Annotated in this window: 21 protein-coding genes; 7 read left to right on the top strand and 14 right to left on the bottom strand. The window is 67.2% G+C overall.

Annotated elements, in window-relative coordinates:
• Positions 1 to 146: 146 nt before the first annotated feature.
• Positions 147 to 887, bottom strand: a complete 741-nt coding sequence (locus VJ897_RS02945; RefSeq protein WP_324053102.1) for an alpha/beta hydrolase — start codon at positions 885 to 887, stop codon at positions 147 to 149.
• Between the two features lie 154 nt (positions 888 to 1,041).
• Between VJ897_RS02945 and thrS the strand changes: the two genes are divergently transcribed.
• The 5 genes from thrS to VJ897_RS02920 all read left to right on the top strand — a co-directional run bounded on the left by thrS (position 1,042) and on the right by VJ897_RS02920 (position 5,767).
• Positions 1,042 to 3,033 (top strand): threonine--tRNA ligase, encoded by a 1,992-nt coding sequence (thrS, locus tag VJ897_RS02940; RefSeq protein WP_324053100.1) that lies wholly within the window; start codon positions 1,042 to 1,044, stop codon positions 3,031 to 3,033.
• Positions 3,034 to 3,235: 202 nt separating this feature from the next.
• A complete protein-coding gene (bufA1, locus tag VJ897_RS02935) occupies positions 3,236 to 3,541 on the top strand; it encodes a BufA1 family periplasmic bufferin-type metallophore (protein WP_324053098.1) in 306 nt (101 codons plus the stop codon).
• A gap of 53 nt (positions 3,542 to 3,594) precedes the next feature.
• Positions 3,595 to 4,446, top strand: a complete 852-nt coding sequence (gene bufB / locus VJ897_RS02930) for an MNIO family bufferin maturase (RefSeq protein WP_324053096.1) — start codon at positions 3,595 to 3,597, stop codon at positions 4,444 to 4,446.
• Positions 4,443 to 5,189 carry an HvfC/BufC N-terminal domain-containing protein gene (locus tag VJ897_RS02925; protein ID WP_324053093.1) on the top strand — a complete coding sequence of 249 codons (747 nt, stop codon included), beginning with the start codon at positions 4,443 to 4,445 and terminating at the stop codon, positions 5,187 to 5,189. Before bufB ends, VJ897_RS02925 begins: the two co-directional genes overlap by 4 nt.
• Entirely contained in the window at positions 5,189 to 5,767 is a 579-nt protein-coding gene (locus VJ897_RS02920; protein WP_324053092.1) for a DoxX family membrane protein, read from the top strand. The genes VJ897_RS02925 and VJ897_RS02920 overlap by 1 nt, the downstream gene beginning before the upstream one ends.
• Here VJ897_RS02920 and VJ897_RS02915 read toward each other — a convergent pair.
• Positions 5,724 to 6,092, bottom strand: coding sequence for a hypothetical protein (locus VJ897_RS02915; RefSeq protein ID WP_324053091.1), 369 nt, complete (start codon positions 6,090 to 6,092; stop codon positions 5,724 to 5,726). The genes VJ897_RS02920 and VJ897_RS02915 overlap by 44 nt on opposite strands.
• A gap of 45 nt (positions 6,093 to 6,137) precedes the next feature.
• Entirely contained in the window at positions 6,138 to 6,464 is a 327-nt protein-coding gene (locus tag VJ897_RS02910) for an arsenate reductase family protein (protein ID WP_324053089.1), read from the bottom strand.
• 203 nt (positions 6,465 to 6,667) lie between these two features.
• Between VJ897_RS02910 and VJ897_RS02905 the strand changes: the two genes are divergently transcribed.
• The gene (locus VJ897_RS02905) at positions 6,668 to 6,874 is read left to right on the top strand and encodes a cold-shock protein (RefSeq protein WP_324053087.1); all 207 of its coding nucleotides are present in this window, start codon (positions 6,668 to 6,670) and stop codon (positions 6,872 to 6,874) included.
• Between the two features lie 59 nt (positions 6,875 to 6,933).
• On the opposite strand, the gene VJ897_RS02900 is transcribed toward VJ897_RS02905, so the two are convergent.
• From VJ897_RS02900 to VJ897_RS02880, 5 genes are all read right to left on the bottom strand, one after another.
• Positions 6,934 to 8,874 (bottom strand): acetoacetate--CoA ligase, encoded by a 1,941-nt coding sequence (locus VJ897_RS02900; RefSeq protein ID WP_324053085.1) that lies wholly within the window; start codon positions 8,872 to 8,874, stop codon positions 6,934 to 6,936.
• A gap of 19 nt (positions 8,875 to 8,893) precedes the next feature.
• Positions 8,894 to 10,600, bottom strand: a complete 1,707-nt coding sequence (locus VJ897_RS02895) for a hydantoinase B/oxoprolinase family protein (protein ID WP_324053083.1) — start codon at positions 10,598 to 10,600, stop codon at positions 8,894 to 8,896.
• Entirely contained in the window at positions 10,597 to 12,672 is a 2,076-nt protein-coding gene (locus VJ897_RS02890; protein WP_324053082.1) for a hydantoinase/oxoprolinase family protein, read from the bottom strand. Before VJ897_RS02890 ends, VJ897_RS02895 begins: the two co-directional genes overlap by 4 nt.
• 126 nt (positions 12,673 to 12,798) lie before the next feature.
• Positions 12,799 to 13,284, bottom strand: coding sequence for a hypothetical protein (locus VJ897_RS02885; RefSeq protein WP_324053080.1), 486 nt, complete (start codon positions 13,282 to 13,284; stop codon positions 12,799 to 12,801).
• 46 nt (positions 13,285 to 13,330) lie between these two features.
• The gene (locus VJ897_RS02880) at positions 13,331 to 13,453 is read right to left on the bottom strand and encodes a hypothetical protein (RefSeq protein WP_324053078.1); all 123 of its coding nucleotides are present in this window, start codon (positions 13,451 to 13,453) and stop codon (positions 13,331 to 13,333) included.
• A 392-nt stretch (positions 13,454 to 13,845) separates the two neighbouring features.
• Between VJ897_RS02880 and VJ897_RS02875 the strand changes: the two genes are divergently transcribed.
• Entirely contained in the window at positions 13,846 to 15,090 is a 1,245-nt protein-coding gene (locus tag VJ897_RS02875; RefSeq protein WP_324053077.1) for a CFI-box extended C-terminal domain-containing protein, read from the top strand.
• Here VJ897_RS02875 and VJ897_RS02870 read toward each other — a convergent pair.
• The 6 genes from VJ897_RS02870 to VJ897_RS02845 form a co-directional block, all read right to left on the bottom strand.
• Positions 15,083 to 15,664, bottom strand: a complete 582-nt coding sequence (locus VJ897_RS02870; protein ID WP_324053075.1) for a hypothetical protein — start codon at positions 15,662 to 15,664, stop codon at positions 15,083 to 15,085. The two genes, VJ897_RS02875 and VJ897_RS02870, sit on opposite strands and share 8 nt — an antisense overlap.
• The gene (locus VJ897_RS02865) at positions 15,661 to 16,179 is read right to left on the bottom strand and encodes a hypothetical protein (protein WP_324053073.1); all 519 of its coding nucleotides are present in this window, start codon (positions 16,177 to 16,179) and stop codon (positions 15,661 to 15,663) included. Before VJ897_RS02865 ends, VJ897_RS02870 begins: the two co-directional genes overlap by 4 nt.
• An 11-nt stretch (positions 16,180 to 16,190) precedes the next feature.
• On the bottom strand, positions 16,191 to 16,583 hold the full coding sequence (locus VJ897_RS02860) for a hypothetical protein (RefSeq protein ID WP_324053071.1): 393 nt from the start codon (positions 16,581 to 16,583) through the stop codon (positions 16,191 to 16,193).
• Positions 16,584 to 16,687: 104 nt separating this feature from the next.
• Complete coding sequence (locus VJ897_RS02855) at positions 16,688 to 17,164, bottom strand: hypothetical protein (protein WP_324053069.1); 477 nt, start codon at positions 17,162 to 17,164, stop codon at positions 16,688 to 16,690.
• 46 nt (positions 17,165 to 17,210) lie between these two features.
• On the bottom strand, positions 17,211 to 17,726 hold the full coding sequence (locus VJ897_RS02850) for a hypothetical protein (protein ID WP_324053067.1): 516 nt from the start codon (positions 17,724 to 17,726) through the stop codon (positions 17,211 to 17,213).
• Between the two features lie 10 nt (positions 17,727 to 17,736).
• A complete protein-coding gene (locus tag VJ897_RS02845; protein ID WP_324053065.1) occupies positions 17,737 to 18,105 on the bottom strand; it encodes a hypothetical protein in 369 nt (122 codons plus the stop codon).
• Positions 18,106 to 18,457 lie beyond the last annotated feature (352 nt).

Below are 18,457 nucleotides of genomic sequence, written 5' to 3'. Positions count from 1 at the left end.
CATCCCAAGCGAAACCGCGGCAGGACGGCGGGGTTCTTCTGGCCGGAAATATCCTCGGGGGGAATTGGCCGGCAAGGCCAAGGGGGGCGGACAGCCCCCCTCCCCGAGGCGTAGCCGAGGCAGGCCTGCGCGGCGCAGCCGCCCCGCTAGATCCGTCCCAGCACCTCTTCAAGGCTGCTTTCGATCAGCGCCAGGCACTCGGGGCCAGAGAACCTGTGGTCGGCCCCATCGACCAGCGTCAGGCGCATGTCCGGGCCCTGCGCGTGTTCCAGCAGGCGCAACGCGACCGGCGTTTCCACATCCCGGTCGGCCGTCCCCTGCAGAAAGCGCACTGGAAAGGGCAGCGACAGCGGCGCGCGCAGGACCAGCCGCTCGCGCCCGTCCTCGATCAGGCGGCGCGTGATGATGTAGGGATCACCGTAGTCCGACGGCAGAGCGACCTGGCCATCCCGCTCCAGCGCGGCGCGCTGGTCGACGTCGAACCCCGCCCACATGCTGTCCTCGGTGAAATCCGGCGCGGCGGCGATGGTGACAAGACCGGCGACCTTGTCAGGCCGCGCCCGCGCCACAAGCAGCGAAATCCACCCGCCCATGGAGGACCCCACCAGGACAACCGGCCCATCGATTCCGTCCAGCACCGCGCAGGTGTCCTCGAACCAGTCGCCGATGCAGCCGTCGGTGAAAGCCCCGCCGCTGATCCCGTGGCCGGAATAGTCGAAGCGCACGAAAGCCTGGCCGCGCGCGCCCGCCCAGCGGTCGAGGTGCACCGCCTTGGTGCCCGCCATGTCGGACTTGAACCCGCTGCAGAACACGACCGTCGGGCCCTCGCCCGCGCTTTTCTGCAAGGCGATGCGCCGTCCTTGTGGTGTCGTGACCTCCTCGGTCATGTGATCCCCCCTGTCCTGATGCCAAGGATCTCAGAGCACAGACCGCGCCCGGGATGCAAGCTTGACACCGCCCCGGCACGGGGCGAAAACACATCGGCAAGACATACCCGCAACCGGGCGTTCCGTGGGCGCCAAACCGACGAGGAGACAGGCCATGCATGACGGCCGGCCCCAGATTTCCCTGACCTTTCCCGATGGCAATGCACGCAGCTTTCCCAGCGGCGTGACCCCGGCCGACGTGGCCGCCGAGATATCGACCTCGCTGCGCAAGAAGGCCATCTCGGCCCATGTCGACGGCCGGCACTGGGACCTTCAGTGGCCGATCGAGGCCGACGCAGCCATCGCCATCAACACGATGAACGACGAAGCTCCCGCGCTGGAACTCATCCGCCACGACCTGGCCCATATCATGGCCCGCGCCGTGCAGGAAATCTGGCCGGACGTGAACGTCACCATCGGCCCCGTGATCGACAACGGGTGGTACTACGACTTCGACCGGGCCGAGCCCTTCACCCCCGAAGACCTCGGCGCGATCGAGAAGAAGATGAAGGAAATCATCAACAAGCGCGACGTGGTTTCCACCGAGGTCTGGGATCGCGCCCGCGCGGTCAAGCACTACGAGGACAACGGCGAACCCTACAAGGTCGAACTGATCGGCTCAATCCCAGGCGACGAGCCGCTGCGCATGTACTGGCATGGCGACTGGCAGGACCTGTGCCGCGGCCCGCACCTGCAGCATACCGGGCAGGTGCCCGGGGACTCGTGGAAACTCATGTCCGTGGCCGGCGCCTACTGGCGCGGCGACAGCAGCCGCCAGATGCTGCAACGCATCTATGGCGTCGCCTTCCAGAGCCGCGACGACCTCAAGAAATACCTGAATTTCCTCGAAGAGGCCGAACGCCGCGACCACCGCAAGCTGGGCCGCGAGATGGACCTATTCCACATGCAGGAAGAGGCCCCGGGCCAGGTCTTCTGGCACCCGGACGGCTGGACCATCTATACCGCGCTGCAGGACTACATGCGCCGCAAGCAGCGTGCCGGCGGCTACCGCGAGATCAACACGCCCCAGGTGGTGGACCGCAAATTGTGGGAGGCCTCGGGCCACTGGGACAAGTACCAGCACCACATGTTCGTGGTCGAGGTGGACGAAAGCCGCGACGGCGAAAACGACGATGCGGCGGTCAGGAACAAGGCGCAGACCCGGATCAACGCGCTCAAGCCGATGAACTGCCCCTGCCACGTGCAGGTCTTCAACCAGGGCCTGAAAAGCTATCGCGACCTGCCGCTGCGGCTGGCCGAGTTCGGCTCTTGCGCGCGGTTCGAATCCTCGGGGGCGTTGCACGGCATCATGCGGGTGCGCGGGTTCACGCAGGACGATGCGCATATCTTCTGCACCGAAGAGCAGATCCAGGAGGAATGCGCGCGATTCATCGACTTCCTTGCCGGGGTCTACCGTGAGCTTGGCTTTCCCGAGTTCGAGATCCGTTTCGCCACCCGCCCCGAAAAGCGCGTGGGATCGGATGAAAGCTGGGACTACGTCGAGGGCGCGCTGGAAAAGGCGATCGAGGCCGTGGGCCGCGATTACACCCTGGAACCGGGTGACGGCGCCTTCTATGGACCCAAGCTTGACTTTTACCTGACCGACGCCATCGGCCGGGTCTGGCAATGCGGCACCTTCCAGGTGGACCCGAACCTGCCCGAACGGCTGGGTGCGACCTACATCGCCGCGGACGGCGAAAAGCACCGCCCCTACATGCTGCACCGTGCCGCGCTGGGGTCCTTCGAGCGGTTCATCGGCATCCTGATCGAGAACTGGGAAGGCAAGCTGCCCTTCTGGCTGGCCCCGCGGCAGGTCGTCGTGGCCTCGATCACCTCCGAGGCCGACGACTACGTCCACGAGGTCGTGGCACGGCTAGGTGCGGCCGGGGTCCGCGCCGAGGCGGACATCCGCAACGAGAAGATCAACTACAAGGTCCGCGAACATTCCCTTGGCAAGGTGCCGGTGATCCTCGCCTGCGGCGCGCGCGAGGTCGAGGAGCGCAGCGTATCGGTGCGCCGCCTGGGACAGAAACAGACCACGGCGGCCACGCTCGACGAGATCACCGCCGAACTGGAAAGGGCGGCCACGCCGCCGGACCTTCTGTAACAATCGGGCCTCCAGCGCTGTAACCTTCGACGCCCCGCCCCGTGCGGGGCGTTTGTTTTCAGGCGACACATTGTCACGCCCCGTAACAGGCCGGTGATACACGCCCCAGTGAATGGCGCGTGTGCGCCTGGCGACACTAGGGTTTCGACGTCGGCCAGGACAGGTCGGCGCACATTGCATTCAATTGAGAGGGATCGACCCCATGACCAAGACAACCACCAAGCTGGCACTCGCCGCCTCCGTCGCCACGGCCGTTGCAGGGCTGACCACGGCCGCCCAGGCGCAAGAGAACGTCAAGTGCTACGGCGTCAGCCTTGCCGGCGAGAACGACTGTGCCGCCGGCCCCGGCACCACCTGCGCGGGCACCTCGACCGTCGATTACCAAGGCAACGCCTGGACACTGGTGCCGGCCGGCACCTGCGAAGACATGGAGCTGCCCGAGATGGCCGACGGCGGCGATCGCATGGGCAGCCTCGAGCCGCTCGACCGGGACATTCCGCAATCATGACACAGCGGGGCCGGGCAGCCGCGCCCGGCCCCTCTCGCCGACGGAGACCGCGGATGTTCGACGCGCCACATATCCCCCTGCCAAGCTTGCCCGGTGTCGGCTACAAGCCCCAGCACTTTGCCGAAATCCTGGCCGACCCCGGCCCGGTCGAATGGCTGGAGATCCATGCCGAGAATTACATGGGCGCGGGCGGCCGCCCGCTGGCCCAACTGCGGGCGCTGTCCGAGCGGTTCGCCTTTTCGGTGCACGGCGTGGGCCTGTCCATTGGCGGCGCGGACCCGTTGGACAGAGACCACCTCGCCCGGCTCAAGACCCTGTGCGACTGGCTGCAACCGGCCAGTTTTTCCGAACACCTGGCCTGGTCCAGCCACGACAGCACCTTCTTGAACGACCTTTTGCCCCTGCCCTACACCACCCCAACCCTCGATCGCGTCTGTGCCCATATCCATCAGGTGCAGGATGTGCTGGGCCGCCGCATGTTGCTGGAAAACCCGTCTTCCTACCTGGCCTTTGCCGAGAGCGAGATGGAAGAGACCGAATTTCTGTCACAGGTTGTCCGCCGGACCGGCTGCGGCTTGTTGCTGGACGTCAACAATGCCTTCGTCAGCGCCACGAACCTGCGCTATGCCCCCCGAGCCTATATCGACGCCTTCCCGCTGGACGCGGTGGGCGAGATCCACCTGGGCGGCCACGACGAGGACGCCGACGACGGCGGCGCACCGCTGCTGATCGACAGCCACGGATGCGCGGTGGCGGACCCTGTCTGGGCATTGCTGGATCACACGCTGGGGAAATGCGGCCCAAGGCCGGTGCTGGTCGAATGGGACACGGATGTGCCCGACTGGCCCGTTCTGGCCGACGAGGCGCGCCGCGCCGAAAGGGCCTTGCAACGGGTGCCCGCATGACCGGCCAGGCAGGCTTTCGCACGGCGCTTCTGGACCCCGCCGCCGCACCGCCAGCCGGACTCGTGAACCCGGACGGCACCGCCGCCGCCAAACGGTTCGACGTCTACCGCAACAATGTCGCCGTCAGTCTGGCCGAGGCCTTGGAGACCGCCTTTCCGGTGATCCTGAAACTGGTGGGTGCGGATTTCTTTCGTGCGATGGCCGGGGTCTACCTGCGCCGGCACCCGCCCCGATCGCCGCTGATGATGTTCTACGGCGCCGACATGCCGGAATTCCTGCAAGGTTTCGGACCGGCGCGATCCCTGCCCTACCTGCCCGACGTCGCCCGCCTCGAACTGGCCATCCGGCGCGCCTATCATGCCGCCGATACCGCGCCTTTCGATCCCGCGACGCTGACCTCGTTGCCCGAGGACGCCCTGCCGGGGCTGCGGTTCACCTTCGCGCCGGCCCTGCGGCTTGTGGCCTCGGATCATCCCGTCGCAGGTCTCTGGACAGCGAACACGGCAGGCGGCTCCGCACCCTCCGCCCGCCCCGAGACAGCACTTGTCACCCGGCCCGGCTTCGATCCTATTGTCGATGCCCTGACCCCGGTCCAGGGCCGCGCGCTGGACGCGCTCATGAACGGCGCGCCACTGGGCCGCGCCCTGCACCAGAGCGGGCCAGACTTCGATTTCGAGCAGCTTCTGACACTGATGCTGGAGCGCAACGCCATCACCGCCCTGACCACCGAGGAGTTCGCCTGATGACCGCCCTTTTGTCCGCCTATGACCGTCTCGTCGCTGGGCTGGAACGCATAGCGCCCCTGCTCTTGCCCAGCCTGGCTCGCCTGGTCTTCGCCGCCACGCTCTTGGTCTATTTCTGGAACTCGGCACTGACCAAGGTCGGGGACGGCCTTCTGGGGATATTCCAACCATCGCTGGGGGCCTATGCGCAGATTTTCCCGCGCGCGATGGAGGCCGCGGGCTTCGATCCAGGCCAGCTGGGGCTGTTTCATTGGGCGGTGGTCGTGGCCGGAACGCTGGCCGAGATCCTGCTTCCGCTGCTGATCGTGCTGGGGCTGTTCACCCGGCTGGCCGCCCTGGGGATGATCGGCTTCATCACCGTCCAAAGCCTGACCGACCTTTATGGCCACGGCGGCATCGGGCACGACGGGACGCTGGGCGCCTGGTTCGACGGGGTGCCCGATGCCCTGATCCTGGATCAGCGGGCCTTCTGGGTCTTCGTACTGGTCTGTCTGGTGCTGCGCGGAGCCGGCCCCCTGTCGCTGGACACCATGCTCAGAAATGCGCCCTGGGCTCGTCCGGCTTCCCGGCCGCGATAGCCAGCACCCCGCCCAGCCCGACAAAGCCGATGGGAAACATCGTGCCCACGTTGAAGCCGAAGGCGGCGTAGAACAGCGCGCAGGCGACCAGCATGAGGATTCCCCCCCAGAGGGCGCGCACCTTGGCCATGGCGCCGCCCGCGATGGCCAGAAGCGGGGCCAGGAAGCTGGCCGTTCGGATGAAGCCGGGGTTGTCCAGCACGCCGAATATCTCGGCGATCTCGCCATGGCGCTCGCTGACCTCGGCATAGCCGTAGCCCACCAGCCCGACGATGATGCCCATGATGCCGCCGATCAGGCCAAGGACCAGTGCCGCGTTTCGCATGATGCCTCCGTTCTTCGTTGGGCTTTATCTGGGGGCTTGCGCCGATTATCCAAGCAGCGTCTCCTCGACAGGCCTGGTCCAGCCTTGGTGCCACTGCCCGCCTGACTCGATAACCGGGCGTTTCAGCAGGGTCGGATGCGTGGCCAGCAGGTCCGCGGCGGGGCGCTGACGATCCTCCTGGGACAGCCCGCGCCAGGTGGTCGAGCGGGTGTTGACGGCGCCATCCCCGAACCGGTCGAGGATCGCCTGCATATCGGCCGGGCCGATCCCATCGGCGCGCACGTCTATGACCTGCGGGTCATGCCCCGCCGCGCGCAGCGCCTTGAGCGCCTTGCGGCAGGTATCACAGGATTTCAGCCCGAAAAGGCGCATGTGCCGCCTCCTTTTTGTGCAAGTGCCGTTGGGATCGGCGCCGCCCTGGCCCCGACAGGGTATTGTCATTTGCTTTTTGCCCGTCCGATCTAATTTTATCAATGCAAGGCTGACGGATTGCCGCCCTTTTGCGCGCGGCACCGGAAGACCTGGACCCCGGGGACTGGGGCCCAGTCCCCCCTGAAAGCACAGGAGATACGGACATGCCCAGGGGCACCGTGAAATGGTTCAACACCGCAAAAGGCTTCGGCTTCATCGCGCCAGACGATGGCGGCAAGGACGTCTTCGTCCACATCTCGAAGGTGGAAGAAGCCGGGCTGACCGGCCTGGCCGACGAACAATCGGTCGAATTCGAACTGGTCGAGGGGCCCGACGGCCGCCAGATGGCAGGCGACCTGAAGCTGGGCTGAGGGGCGCGCCGGGCCTGCCAGCCTCTCGTCGATGACCACCGACACGCCGGAGGATGTCGCTAAAGCGCCTCTCGCTGCGACAGTCCCGCGTAGTCCCCGAGGCTTTCTGGGTTGGCAAGCGAAGCCTTGTTCCTGACCTCCTCTCCCAAGGCGGCAGACTTGGCCGCGCCCTCGACACGCTTGCCACTGATCGTGTAGGGCACGGCCCCCACCGTATAAATCGCGGCCGGAACATGGCGCGGCGAGCATTCCTGCCGCAACCGGGTGCGGATCTCCTTTGCAAGTTCGGACGTGGCCGCCGCACCCCCGGCCATCTGCAGGCAGAGCACGATTTCCTCGTCATCGCCGACCGGCCGCCCGAAGGCCAGGCAATCGGCCACCTGCGGCAGGCGCTCGCAGACGTTGTAGATATCGGCGGTGCCGATGCGTACCCCGCCGGGGTTGAGCGTGAAATCGGACCGCCCGTGGATGGTCAGGCTGCCGTCGAGGTGCTCGGTCAAGCGGTCGCCATGGGTCCAGACCTGCGTCCGGTCCTCGAAATAGGCCCGGTGGTAGCGCGCGTCGCCATCCTCCCCCCAGAAGGTCAGCGGCATCGAGGGGAAGGGTTCGGTGCAGCACAACTCGCCGGGGCGGTCGATGACGGCCACACCACGATCATCCAGAACCTGCACCGCCATGCCCAGCGCCTTGGCCATGAGCGCCCCGCGCCGCACCGGCAGCATCGGCGCCCCGGTCAGGAAACACCCCATCAGGTCGGTGCCCCCGGAAATCGAGAAGAACCCGAAATGGTCGCCCACCGCGTCATACATCCAGTCGTATTGATAGGGCGCCATGGGGCTGCCCGAGGCCAGCAGCCAGCGCAGCGAGGCCAGGTCGTAGTGATCGCGGGGCCTGAAGCCCATGTCGGACAGGGTCGACAGGTACTTGGGGGAAATTCCCAGATGCGTCAGCCGCTCGTCTTGCACCAGTTGCCACAGCATGGTGCCATCCAGTTCCCCGTCCCGCTTGACCACCGGCGCCCCGTCGTAAAGCACCACCGTAGCCCCGGCGGCCAGCCCCGACATCAGCCAGTGATACATCATCCAGGCGGTGTTCGAATACCACAGCACCCGGTCACCGGGCCGCACGTCGACGTGCAGCACGTGTTCCTTAATCATGGTCAGCAACACGCCGCCTGTCTTGTGGACGATGGCCTTGGGCTTTCCGGTCGTGCCCGAGGTATACATGACGTAGATCGGCGCATCGAAGGGCACGCGGGTGAAGGTCAGGTCGGCTTTCTGCCCGAACTCCTCCCAGGCGACGGTCGGCACTTGCGCCTTCGTCGTATTCTCGCCCACCAGCACAAGCCGGGCCAGTCCCGGCATCTGGTCGGCCACCTCGCCGATGCGGTCCGAGACATCGACCGGCTTGCCGCCGTAGGTGATGCGCGGCGCGGCAAAGAGCACCTTCGGCTCAACCTGCCCGATCCGGTCGAGGATGGCCGCCGCCCCGAAATCGGGCGAACACGAGGTCCAGACCCCGCCAACGGCGGCCGTGGCAAGCAGCGTCACCAGCGCCTCGGTGCGATTGGGCAGTACCGCGCCCACGCGGTCGCCCTGCCCCACGCCCGCCGCGCGCAGCCCATCGGCGCATTTGGCGACCCGTGCGCGCAGCTCATCGGCGGTGACATGGGCGCGGTGGCCGGTCTCGTCGGCCTCGACGATCACCACCTCGTCGCCGGTCTGGCGCAGGAAGTTTTCGGCCAGGTTGATGCGCGCATCGGGGAAGAAACGGGCGCCGGTCATCCAGGCATCATCATTCGGCACGAAGACCCGTTCACCCTTGTCCCCGATCACGCCGACGAAGTCCCAGACCTTAGACCAGAACCCCGACAGGTCGCTGATCGACCATCGGTGCAAACCCGCGTAATCGCGCGGATCAAAGCCGCTCTCGCGCGCGAAGCGCGCCAGTGCGCTGTCCTGCCAGCGGTCCTCGGACGGTGTCCAGACAATCTCGGGCATCGTGGTGGTCACTCCTGTTCTAGAATGCGTCGCCCTTGCGGGCCAGTTCCTGAATTTCATATATTTCTGATTGGCTTAGGCCGTAAACCTCGCGTGCAGCATCAGGCGTGATATAGCCCAGTGCCAAGTCGCGGCGCACCTGTGCGGTATCCCGATCACGGGGCGCACCGTAGCCCGCACCGCCAGGAAACGCCATCAACACGCGCGCGCCATGGGGCACGAATTGCCGCCCCTTGCCACGCATCGTGGTGCCGTCGTCCCGGGCGATCCGTGTGGGGGCGCCGTCCTGCCCGCCACGCCGCCCGCGTGCCGGGTGATCGACCCGGTCCAGCATGGCCGAGATGTCGAATTCGTGGCCCTCGCGCGCGCCGACCTCCATGTATTGGCCCAGCCCCCCGCGATACTGCCCGGCCCCGCCGCTGTCGGGGCGCAACTCCTTGCGCCAGATGATGACCGGGCCGACCTGTTCGGTCGCCTCGACCGGCATGGTCATCACCCCCGAGGGGAAGGCCGTGGCGTTCATGCCGTCCAGGCCGGGCCGCGCCCCCGATCCGCCGGAATTGAAGGTCAGCACCTCGGCGCGGACGGCATCGGCGGGCGCGTCGGCATCCGTTCGGGGCCGAAGGGACAGCTGAAAATTGCACAGGCAGCCCGCACCCTCGGCGGGCACCACGCCTGGCAAGAGCTTGTCGAGCGCGTCATATACCGTGTCCGGCACCATGTGGCCGATCACGTGGCGCAGCGCCACGGGCGCGGGCCAAGTCGCGTTTACAATCGTGCCCTCGGGCGCGGTAATCTCGAACGGGGCGAGACTGGCCGCGTTGTTTGGAATATCCGGCGCGATGGCGCATTTGAGCGCGTAGCAGGCATAGGCCTTGGTATAGACCAGCGGCACGTTGATGCCTTTCTTGTCGACCTTGCTGGTCCCGGACCAGTCGCTGAGGATGCGGTCGGTCTCGATGGTCAATGTCACTCGCAGGTCGATCGGTGACGAGTAGCCGTCAATGCGCATGTGGCCCTCGGCCTGACCGGGGGTCAGCGCATTGATCCGTGCCAGCGTTGCGGCGCGCGAATTGGACAGAATGAAATCGGAAATGCCGGTCAGGTCAGTCAGGCCGAACTCGTTCATCATGGCGCGCAATCGCCTCTGGCCGATTTCGTTGCAACTGGCCAGCGCGTAGATATCGCCCACCAACTGGTCCGGTTCACGCACATTGCCGCGAATGATCTGCACCAGCGTCTGGTCAACCTGCCCGGCCCGCGCAAAGGGCATGACGGGGATATAGAGCCCCTCTTCATGCACGTCGTTGGCATCCGCGCCGAAGCCGCGCCCGCCGATATCGGTGACGTGCGCGGTGCAGGCGAAAAAGCCGATAAGGTCCTCGCCGTGAAAGGTCGGAGTGACCACGGTGATGTCATGCTTGTGACCCGTCCCCTCCCACGGATCGTTGGTCAGGTAGACATCGCCCGGGGCCATGTTTTCCACGCCGATGCGGCGGATGAAATGGCCAACGGCGTCGGCCATGGCGTTGACATGGCCCGGCGTGCCCGTGACCGCTTGGGCCAGCATCTCGCCGCTCGCGTTGTAGACCCCGGCAGACAGGTCTCCGGCCTCGCGCACGCTGGTCGAAAAGGCGGTGCGGATCAGCGCCTGGGCCTGTTCCTCGACGACCGAGATCAGGCGGGTCCACATGACCTGACTGGCGACTTTCGACGGTTTGCTCATGATGCGTTTCCCTGCGCGACCACCTCGATCGTGCCATCGCCCAGCGCGCGGGCGCGGCGGCTGGCAGGGACGACCACGGTGGTTTCCTGCTCGGTGATCAACGCCGGGCCGGCCAGAGTGCTGCCGGGGGCCAGCCCTGTCCGACGCAGCACCGCCGCGGACAGCACCGCGCCACGGGCCGGATCGAACAAGTCCCGTGTGCCCGAAGCCGCCGGTTCCGGCCCGTCGGCGACCCGCTCGACCGGCGCCGGCCGGGCTTGCCGCGTGGCCGCCTTGACCGACCAGACCGTGATCTCGGCCCGCAGCCCGGCAACCGTCCGCCCGAAGAGCTTTTCGTATTCCGCCTCGAAGAGCGCCAATATCTGCCCGGCCTCCGGCGCGGCGGCCTGGGCAGGCGTAAGGTCGATCGGGATTTCCCAGCCCTGGCCGGCGTAGCGCATGTAGAGCCTGTGCTCGGCGGTGACCTCGGCCTCGGCGTCGCAGGCGCGCACGAAACCGGTCGCTTCCTGCTCCATCTCGGCGAAAAGGCTGCGCACGGCGGCGGGATCGAAGGCGTCCATCGCGGTGAAGACCGAGCGGGTTGCCTCGAAACTGAAGGGCGCGCGCAGGAACCCGATGGCCGAACCGACCCCCGCGCCCCGCGGCACCAGGCATCGGTCGAGGCCCAGCTTCTCGCACAGCCGCGCGGCATGCAGCGGGGCGGCCCCGCCGAAGGCGATCATGGTGTAATCGCCCAGATCCTCGCCGTTTTCCACGGCATGGACGCGGGCGGCGTTCGCCATGGTCTCGTCCACCACCTCGGCCAGGCCGAAGGCGGCTTCTTGCGGATCCATCTCCAGTATCTCGCCGATCGCGGTGCCAAGCGCCGTGCGCGCCTTGTCGGGGTAGAGCGGGATCGAGCCGCCCGCGAAATCCTCGGGGTCCAGCTTGCCCAGCACAAGGTCGGCATCGGTGACCGCGGGCTTGTCGCCACCGCGCCCGTAGCAGGCCGGTCCCGGTTCGGACCCGGCGCTTTCAGGACCGACCCTTATCTGGTTCATCGCGTCCACACGGGCCAGCGACCCGCCGCCGGCGCCGATCTCGACCATGTCGATGACGGGGATCGAGATCGGCATGCCCGACCCCTTCTTGAAGCGATAGCTGCGCGCGACCTCGAAGACTCGCGCGGTCTTGGGGGTCTGCGCCCGGATCAGGCAGATCTTGGCCGTGGTGCCCCCCATGTCGAAGGACAGGACCTTGTCCAGCCCGTGCCGCGCCGCCAGGTCGGCGGCAAAGATCGCGCCACCCGCCGGGCCGCTTTCCACCAGGCGCACGGGAAACTCGGCCGCCGCCTCCAGCGCCATGATGCCGCCGCCCGAGTGCATCAGGTAGACCGGGCACGCGGCGCCCTCAGTCGCCAACCTGTCCTTCAACCTGCCCAGGTAAGAGGCCATGAGAGGCTTGATATAGGCATTCGCGATCGTGGTGTTGAAGCGTTCGTATTCGCGCATCTGCGGGCTGACCTGGCTGGACAGCGACACCATGGCGCCGGGCATCCGCTCGGCCAGGACCTTGGCGATCAGGCGTTCGTGGGCGTCATTCGCATAAGCGTGCAGCAGGCCGACGGCCACGCTTTCATAGCCCGCCGCGGCCAGGTCATCGACCAGCGCCTCGACCTCGGCGCGGTCCAGCGGGACCAGCACCTCGCCCCGCGCGTCGATGCGTTCGGCGACCACGTGGCGGCGATTGCGCGGCAGCAGCGGGTCTGGCAGCACCAGGTTCAGGTCGTATTGCTCGAACCGGCTTTCCGTGCGCATCTCGATCACATCGCGAAAGCCCCTCGTGGTAATCAGCGCGGTCTTGGCTCCGCGTCGCTCGATCAGGGCATTGGTCGCCAACGTGGTGCCATGGATGATCTGCGCGATCTGGTCCGGCGCGACGCCCGCCGCCTGGCAGACCCGGCTCATGCCCTCGACGATGGCGTCCTCGGGGGCGCCATGGGTCGTGAGCACCTTTGCCGAGGTCCTGTCCGCCCCGCACTCCAGTACCACATCCGTGAAGGTGCCGCCGATATCGACTCCCAGCCTGGCCATCTTCAGGATCTTCCCTTGCCGTTTCGCGTGCAGGCTAGTGCCAAACGGCGGGGAATGGCCAGACCCCGCGGGCCATCGCGGCTCCAGGGGACGGTCCCGCGGGACCGGCCCGGTGGCGACGCGCCGCTAGAGCATGCCGCCCGACCCGAGAATGGCCAGACCCGTGCCGATGAACAACAGCGACAAAAGGGCGATCGCGGCAAAGATCAGCGAGATGGCCGCCACGATGATCGCGATCAGCGCGATCAGGGCCGCGTTTTCATCCCCGTCCGCCTTCGACGCGATCCGGGCCTGCCGCCCCAGCACCAGCCCGACGATCGACAGCACGATGCCGACGACCGGGATGAAGAACGCCAGGACCGCGCAGACGATGGCGATGATGGATTTCTTCATCGACCCGGACATGTTCCTGATGTCGGCGGTGTCATCGGGGCTGGCGTAGATCTCGCGCGCGCTACCGTCCTCCGCGGTGACGAAGTCGACGGTGATGCCGGCCCTGGGGCTGACATCCGATTTCCAGTCGGCGGCCGAGAACGCGTAGCGCTGGCCGTCATCACCGGAAATCGTGCCGCTGCTTTTCTGGATGTTGAATTCGAGTATCCTGCCGTTCATCTGTCGCCTCCTGTCGGGTGTCGCATGGATCACGTGATCCCGCCCGTCATGCCGGGCAATTGAAATTGAAACTGTAAAAGGCGTCGTTTCCGACGACCTCGTGGCGCATGTCGCCGACCGTGACGCGGCCCAGATCATCCTCGATCAGCAGCGAAGCCCCCACCTCCAAGGTCTGGTCCCAGTCACCGCTCCCAATCGACGCCGCTTTCCGCAAGAACCGCCGAGGGCGATCAGCCCCGACAGGACCGGCGCCTGTCGCGCTTCGCCCCCGGCGCGGCGCAAATGGCCGAAGCGCGCGCGGTCCCTTGCGTCCGTCTGGTGCCCGAGGGGCGGACTCTCGGGCTTCGGACGGGGCTGCGCCGGGATCGGTCATCGTGGACTCACTGGCAAGAAATCAATGGCAATGATGGTCTTGCCGCAACGTACCGCTGTCAACGCCGCGGACCCAGTCCGATCCGGGCGGGGGGCAATACGGCATCTCTCCCCCGTTCAGGGGATGCAAGGGACGGTGCGTTTGTGGCCCAATGCTACCCTTCGCGGCCACAATGGGAGACACGAGCGATGGCACAGCCGACAAAAACACCCGCGCGGCGCCGGGGCATGGGGCGGCGCCGGGCGCTGGCCATGCTGGCGGCGCTGGGGCTGGTCCCGCGCGCGGCGCTGGGACAGGAGGCCGAGGCACCCGAGACCTGGGCCTGCGGGGCCTCGCGGCCCACGCAGTTCGGGATGCACCGGCTGGAATACATCCTCGAGGGCCGCGAGGCGACAGCGATCCGGGGCGTGATGCACTTTGATCTCGACGGCTATGACTGGCTTGCCGAGAACGAGGACACCCGCGCCCTGGGGGTTGAGAGTTGGGGCTCGCCCTTCGCCCGCGCCATCGCCAATGAGGCGCGCAAGCGGCGCGCGGCCCTGCACCGGGTGCCGGCGGGCGACGAGCGCGAGGCGGTCAACGCCATGATACAGGCGGCGGAGACGGCCGCGAATCTGGGCATTACTGGGCTTCTTGAGTTGTACCTGCAAACACCGCCCGGCCGCGCCGATACGCTGGTGCCCGAGAAGATGATCTTGCGCTTCCCGCCGATGGGCAAGTTCGCGGGAGTGGACAACGATTTCCTCGGGATAACGGCGCTGACCGCCAATGGCGAGAGGATTATCGAATGGAGTTACCAGGTGACCGACGCCGACTCGTCGCTTTCCGGCGTGGGCCCTGCGCCGATGATCGTCGAGCAGGACCGCGCCCGGATCAGGGTGCTGGCCGACAAGATGATCGCGGGCGAGCTTATTTCCTTTCGCGTGAATGACGAGAACCAGCAGACCCTCCACGAGGTCGCGCTTCCACTAGGCTATGACTGGGCCACGGAGTATGCCGCGATGACCGGCCTGCAGCCCGTCGCGCAGCAGGCCGCGCGGGCGAAGGCACAGGGCACATACGAGGATTTCCGTGCCGACAATCCCGGGGGCGGCACCTGCGAAACGCGCGGCTGCTTCTTGACCACCGCCACGGCCGGGGCGGTGGGCCTGCCTGATGACTGCTGGGAACTGGCCACCCTGCGCGCCTTCCGCGACGGCTGGCTGGCGCAGCATCCCGGCGGGGCGGCACTGACCGCGCGTTACTATCGGCTGGCACCGCTGCTGGTGCGCCGCGTCGACCGGCGCCCCGACGCGCGCGCCGTCTGGCTGCGGACCTGGGCCTTCGGCGTGGTCCCGGCCGCGCTGGCCGCGCGGCTGCGGCTGAACCGCCCGGCACTGTGGATCTACCGCGCCATGGTGCGCCGCTTGGCGCGCCGCGCGCGGATCACCTGATGTCGGCCGTCCCGGCGCCCGGGGCCATCGCGGCGGCCAGATCGGCGGCCCTGCGTCGCCTGCGCGGGGCCCAGGGCCAATGGGCGATCACCAGTGCCAGCCCGATGAGCAGCAGCAGGACAGCGGGCGCCGCCGCCGCAACCCTACCGTTGACCATTGCCCCGGCCCCGATGGCACCGCCGGCGATCACCGAGACCAGACCAATGATGAACATCACGAGGTTCGCCCCCCTGGAAGGGCCCAGCGTGACCTCGGCCCCCGGCCGCGCCTCTGCAAAGGCCCGCAGGACCGCGGCCACCGCCGCCCAGTGTTCCTGGGCGTCGGGATTCGCGGCATAGCCCACGCGCGACGCGTTGAAGCCGATGGACCGGCGCGTGTCACCACGGAACAGGTCAAGCCGCACCATGCGGGCATCGCCGAAGGTCTTCATTTCCAGGAAGGCGCTGTCCACCTCGGCCAGGTCGACGGCCTCCTGGTTCGCCATGGACAAGACAGTCCCGTCGAGGCAGACCTCGACCGGCCCGCCAAGAGCCGTGGACCGGTAGCGGAAGGCCCGCGGTTCCTGTCCGGTCACGGCGGCACCCAGGTCGCGAAAACGCGCCGTGCCAGCCAGGTGCAACCCCCCGCGGCAAGCACATGCACCAGCAGCAGCAGGATCAGCCAGGTCAGGAAGCTCTCGTCGGGGATCACCAGCGCGGCCAGCGCGGACATCACGGCCCATAGGACGAAGGCAGCCCCCAGAGCCACGCGCCAACTGATGCCGCCCCTGCGCCGATCGTGAAGGGCCACCGCCAGCCCCACGGCAATGCCGGAGACCAGCCCGAAGCCATAGGCCAGGGGCAAACCCGCCGCCAGGGTGATCAGGAAACCGGGCCAGAGGGCCGCGCCGATCGACCCGTCCTGCGCCACGCCGAGTTCCGTGACGAAGGCGATGAGCACCAGAAGCGCGACCGCCCCGATGGCCCCGAGAAGCGGCCCCAGCAGGGCATAGAGCGCGGCAATCCCCGCGAACCGACCCCCTCCGGGGCGCGTGTCGGGGGGCGGTGCGGGATACTGGCTCATCTGCCGCGTCTCCTTCTGGTCGGACATTGCGAGGCGCGTCAGTCGCGCCGGTAGGGATTGATTTCGCACATCATGGTGACTGCGAGGTCCGCGTAATCGCTGAAGTCCGTGTAATAGCCCTGCACGCGGTCCCAGTGCGCGCCGCCTTCGGCAAAGCCGTTCGCAGGCAGTCCGCCCGCCATGACATCGGTGACGAAGGCCTCGGCATCTATATCGCCCATGTTCTGCACGTCGCGACACCGCAGGAAGAAGGCCATCGTTGCGGCGGCTTCCTCGACGGTAAAGGGATTTTCGCCCGCGACGGCCTCGGACCAGCCGTCATGGGCGGTGTTGAGAACACCACCCGGCGTAACCGGCCCCTCGGCCACCGCCGGCCCCGCCGCCAAGACACCCATCAGGCCCGCCAGGGCCGCGCCCGCACTTCGTCTCATGGTCCTTTTCCCTTCGATCATCGATGCCACGCCGGTCTCAGAGTCAGCCTACAGCCTGCCGACCCCGCCCAGATATCCCCCGAACGGGGGAGGCGGGCGCGGCCTCAACCTTCGGGCAGTTTTGCGCGGCAATCCCACATGGTGCGCGCCGCGTCCTGTGCGCCGTCCGGTGGTATGATGAGTTCAGTCTCCGGGCCGACCGTCAGCCGTGTCTCCTCGTCGCCGAAGATCGTCAGGACATCGACTACCGACGCCATCCCGTCGGATGTCAGGTTCACGTTATATACGCCGCCGCTGTCGACCATCGTCAGCGTGTAGTCCTTGAAATTGCCGAGCCGCAGGGTGCCCTCGATCTGACTGCCAAATCCTTCCAAAGATGTGCTGAAAAGCATGATGTCGCGGCCTGGGAAAGCAGCGAAACTGATGCCAACATCCTCAGAATAATAGGTCATGTGGCAGTATGGACGGCCGTCGTTCCGCGTGAGCGGGTCGGCCGCGGCCTCCCACGCGCCTTGCTGCGCCAGCGCCGGATGGGCCATGGCCGCGCCGAGCGCCAGCATGAGAAGAGTTCGTTTCCACATGCGCGTCGCGCCTCCTGTCCGCGTGTTCGTCAAAGCTGAGTGTCCGTCAAAGCTGATCCCAGCAGCCCGCGAAGCCCTCGGCGGCCTTGGTGGAGCCGGAGGCGGGGAAGGACAGTGCCCCGCTGCTCCCGAGTGAAACACTCATGCCCAACTCGAATGTGTCGGTCATGATGAACCCCTGCAGGATGGCGATTACGCCCTCTTCACCGAGGCTACCAGCCACCCAGGTCGACGGGGTGTCGCCCCTGCTCCAATAAAGCCTGTAGCGCTGGCCCTGCGGTGTATCGCCCGCGAAGGTGATCTGGCCGTCCTGCTCGCCGTTCAGGCCGGTCAGTACGGGCGAGTCGAGGCCGATGAAATTGCCCACACCCGATGTCGCGTGCAGGCTGAACTTGCGCCCCGCGTGGCCGATACCCATCCAGCAATGACCGCCCTGCGCCGTCGGCTGGGGGCTGGAGGTCCATTTCCAGACATCCTCCTGCGCGGTCGCCGCGGGCGGGGTGACACCCAGGGCGAGGGCCGCCGCCAAGGCTTTTGGGGAAAATCGCGTTGCGCGGATCATGGCCATCCTCCTACGCCTCCTCGGTGACGTGGAAATTCACGCCGCCCCCGGCGCGCACCTGCATGCGCTGGCGTACTTCGCGATAGCCGTTGCCGACGGCCACGTCCCAACAGCCGGCCGAAACGGTGAAGGCATAGCTGTCGCCAGGGTCGAGCCACAGGCCGTCGGGCAGCCGGTCCAGGCCGTAGCTGCCCACGTCGCAGGCCGAGATCAGCACCGCCGGCACGCTGATGCTTGTCTGGTTGTGGACGACGATCGTCCCCGTCGGCTCGCCCGGCCGCACCAGCGGCCCGCCGGTCAGCAGATCGCCCGAACAGGCGCCAAGGGCGAGAAATGTTCCCAAAGCCAGCCCCCGCGAAAGTGTTTTCAGTCCCGTCATGGCGTATCCCCCGACGTCAGGTCATGTGTCCATGATGCGCGGGCGTGCTGCCCCCGCCCATCCCCCGAACAGGGGAGACGCCGCCCGGATCTCCGCGCCCCGACACGGGCGCACCGGGCTGCCCGGTGCGCACTGGTCCATGACCCCGGTCTGGGTCGCCGGGGAAAGTGTGCCGCGCAAGCAAGACGTCGGTCGCCTGGTCCACATCCTTGAGCGAAACGGTCCAATGACGGCTGTCAGCACGAAGCGGTCACGATCCTCGACGTGGAACTGTCCGAACGGCACCCGAAGTTCGGGCGGGGAGCGGCCGTTCGCTGCGCCCACCGCGAACGACGGCAACGCGCGGAAGCGA

The organism is Salibaculum sp. (assembly GCF_035270045.1).
In the GTDB taxonomy this organism is placed as follows: Bacteria; Pseudomonadota; Alphaproteobacteria; order Rhodobacterales; family Rhodobacteraceae; genus Salibaculum.
The sequence above is the reverse complement of the archived record's forward strand: the minus strand, read 5'-3'. Positions and strand labels throughout refer to the sequence as shown.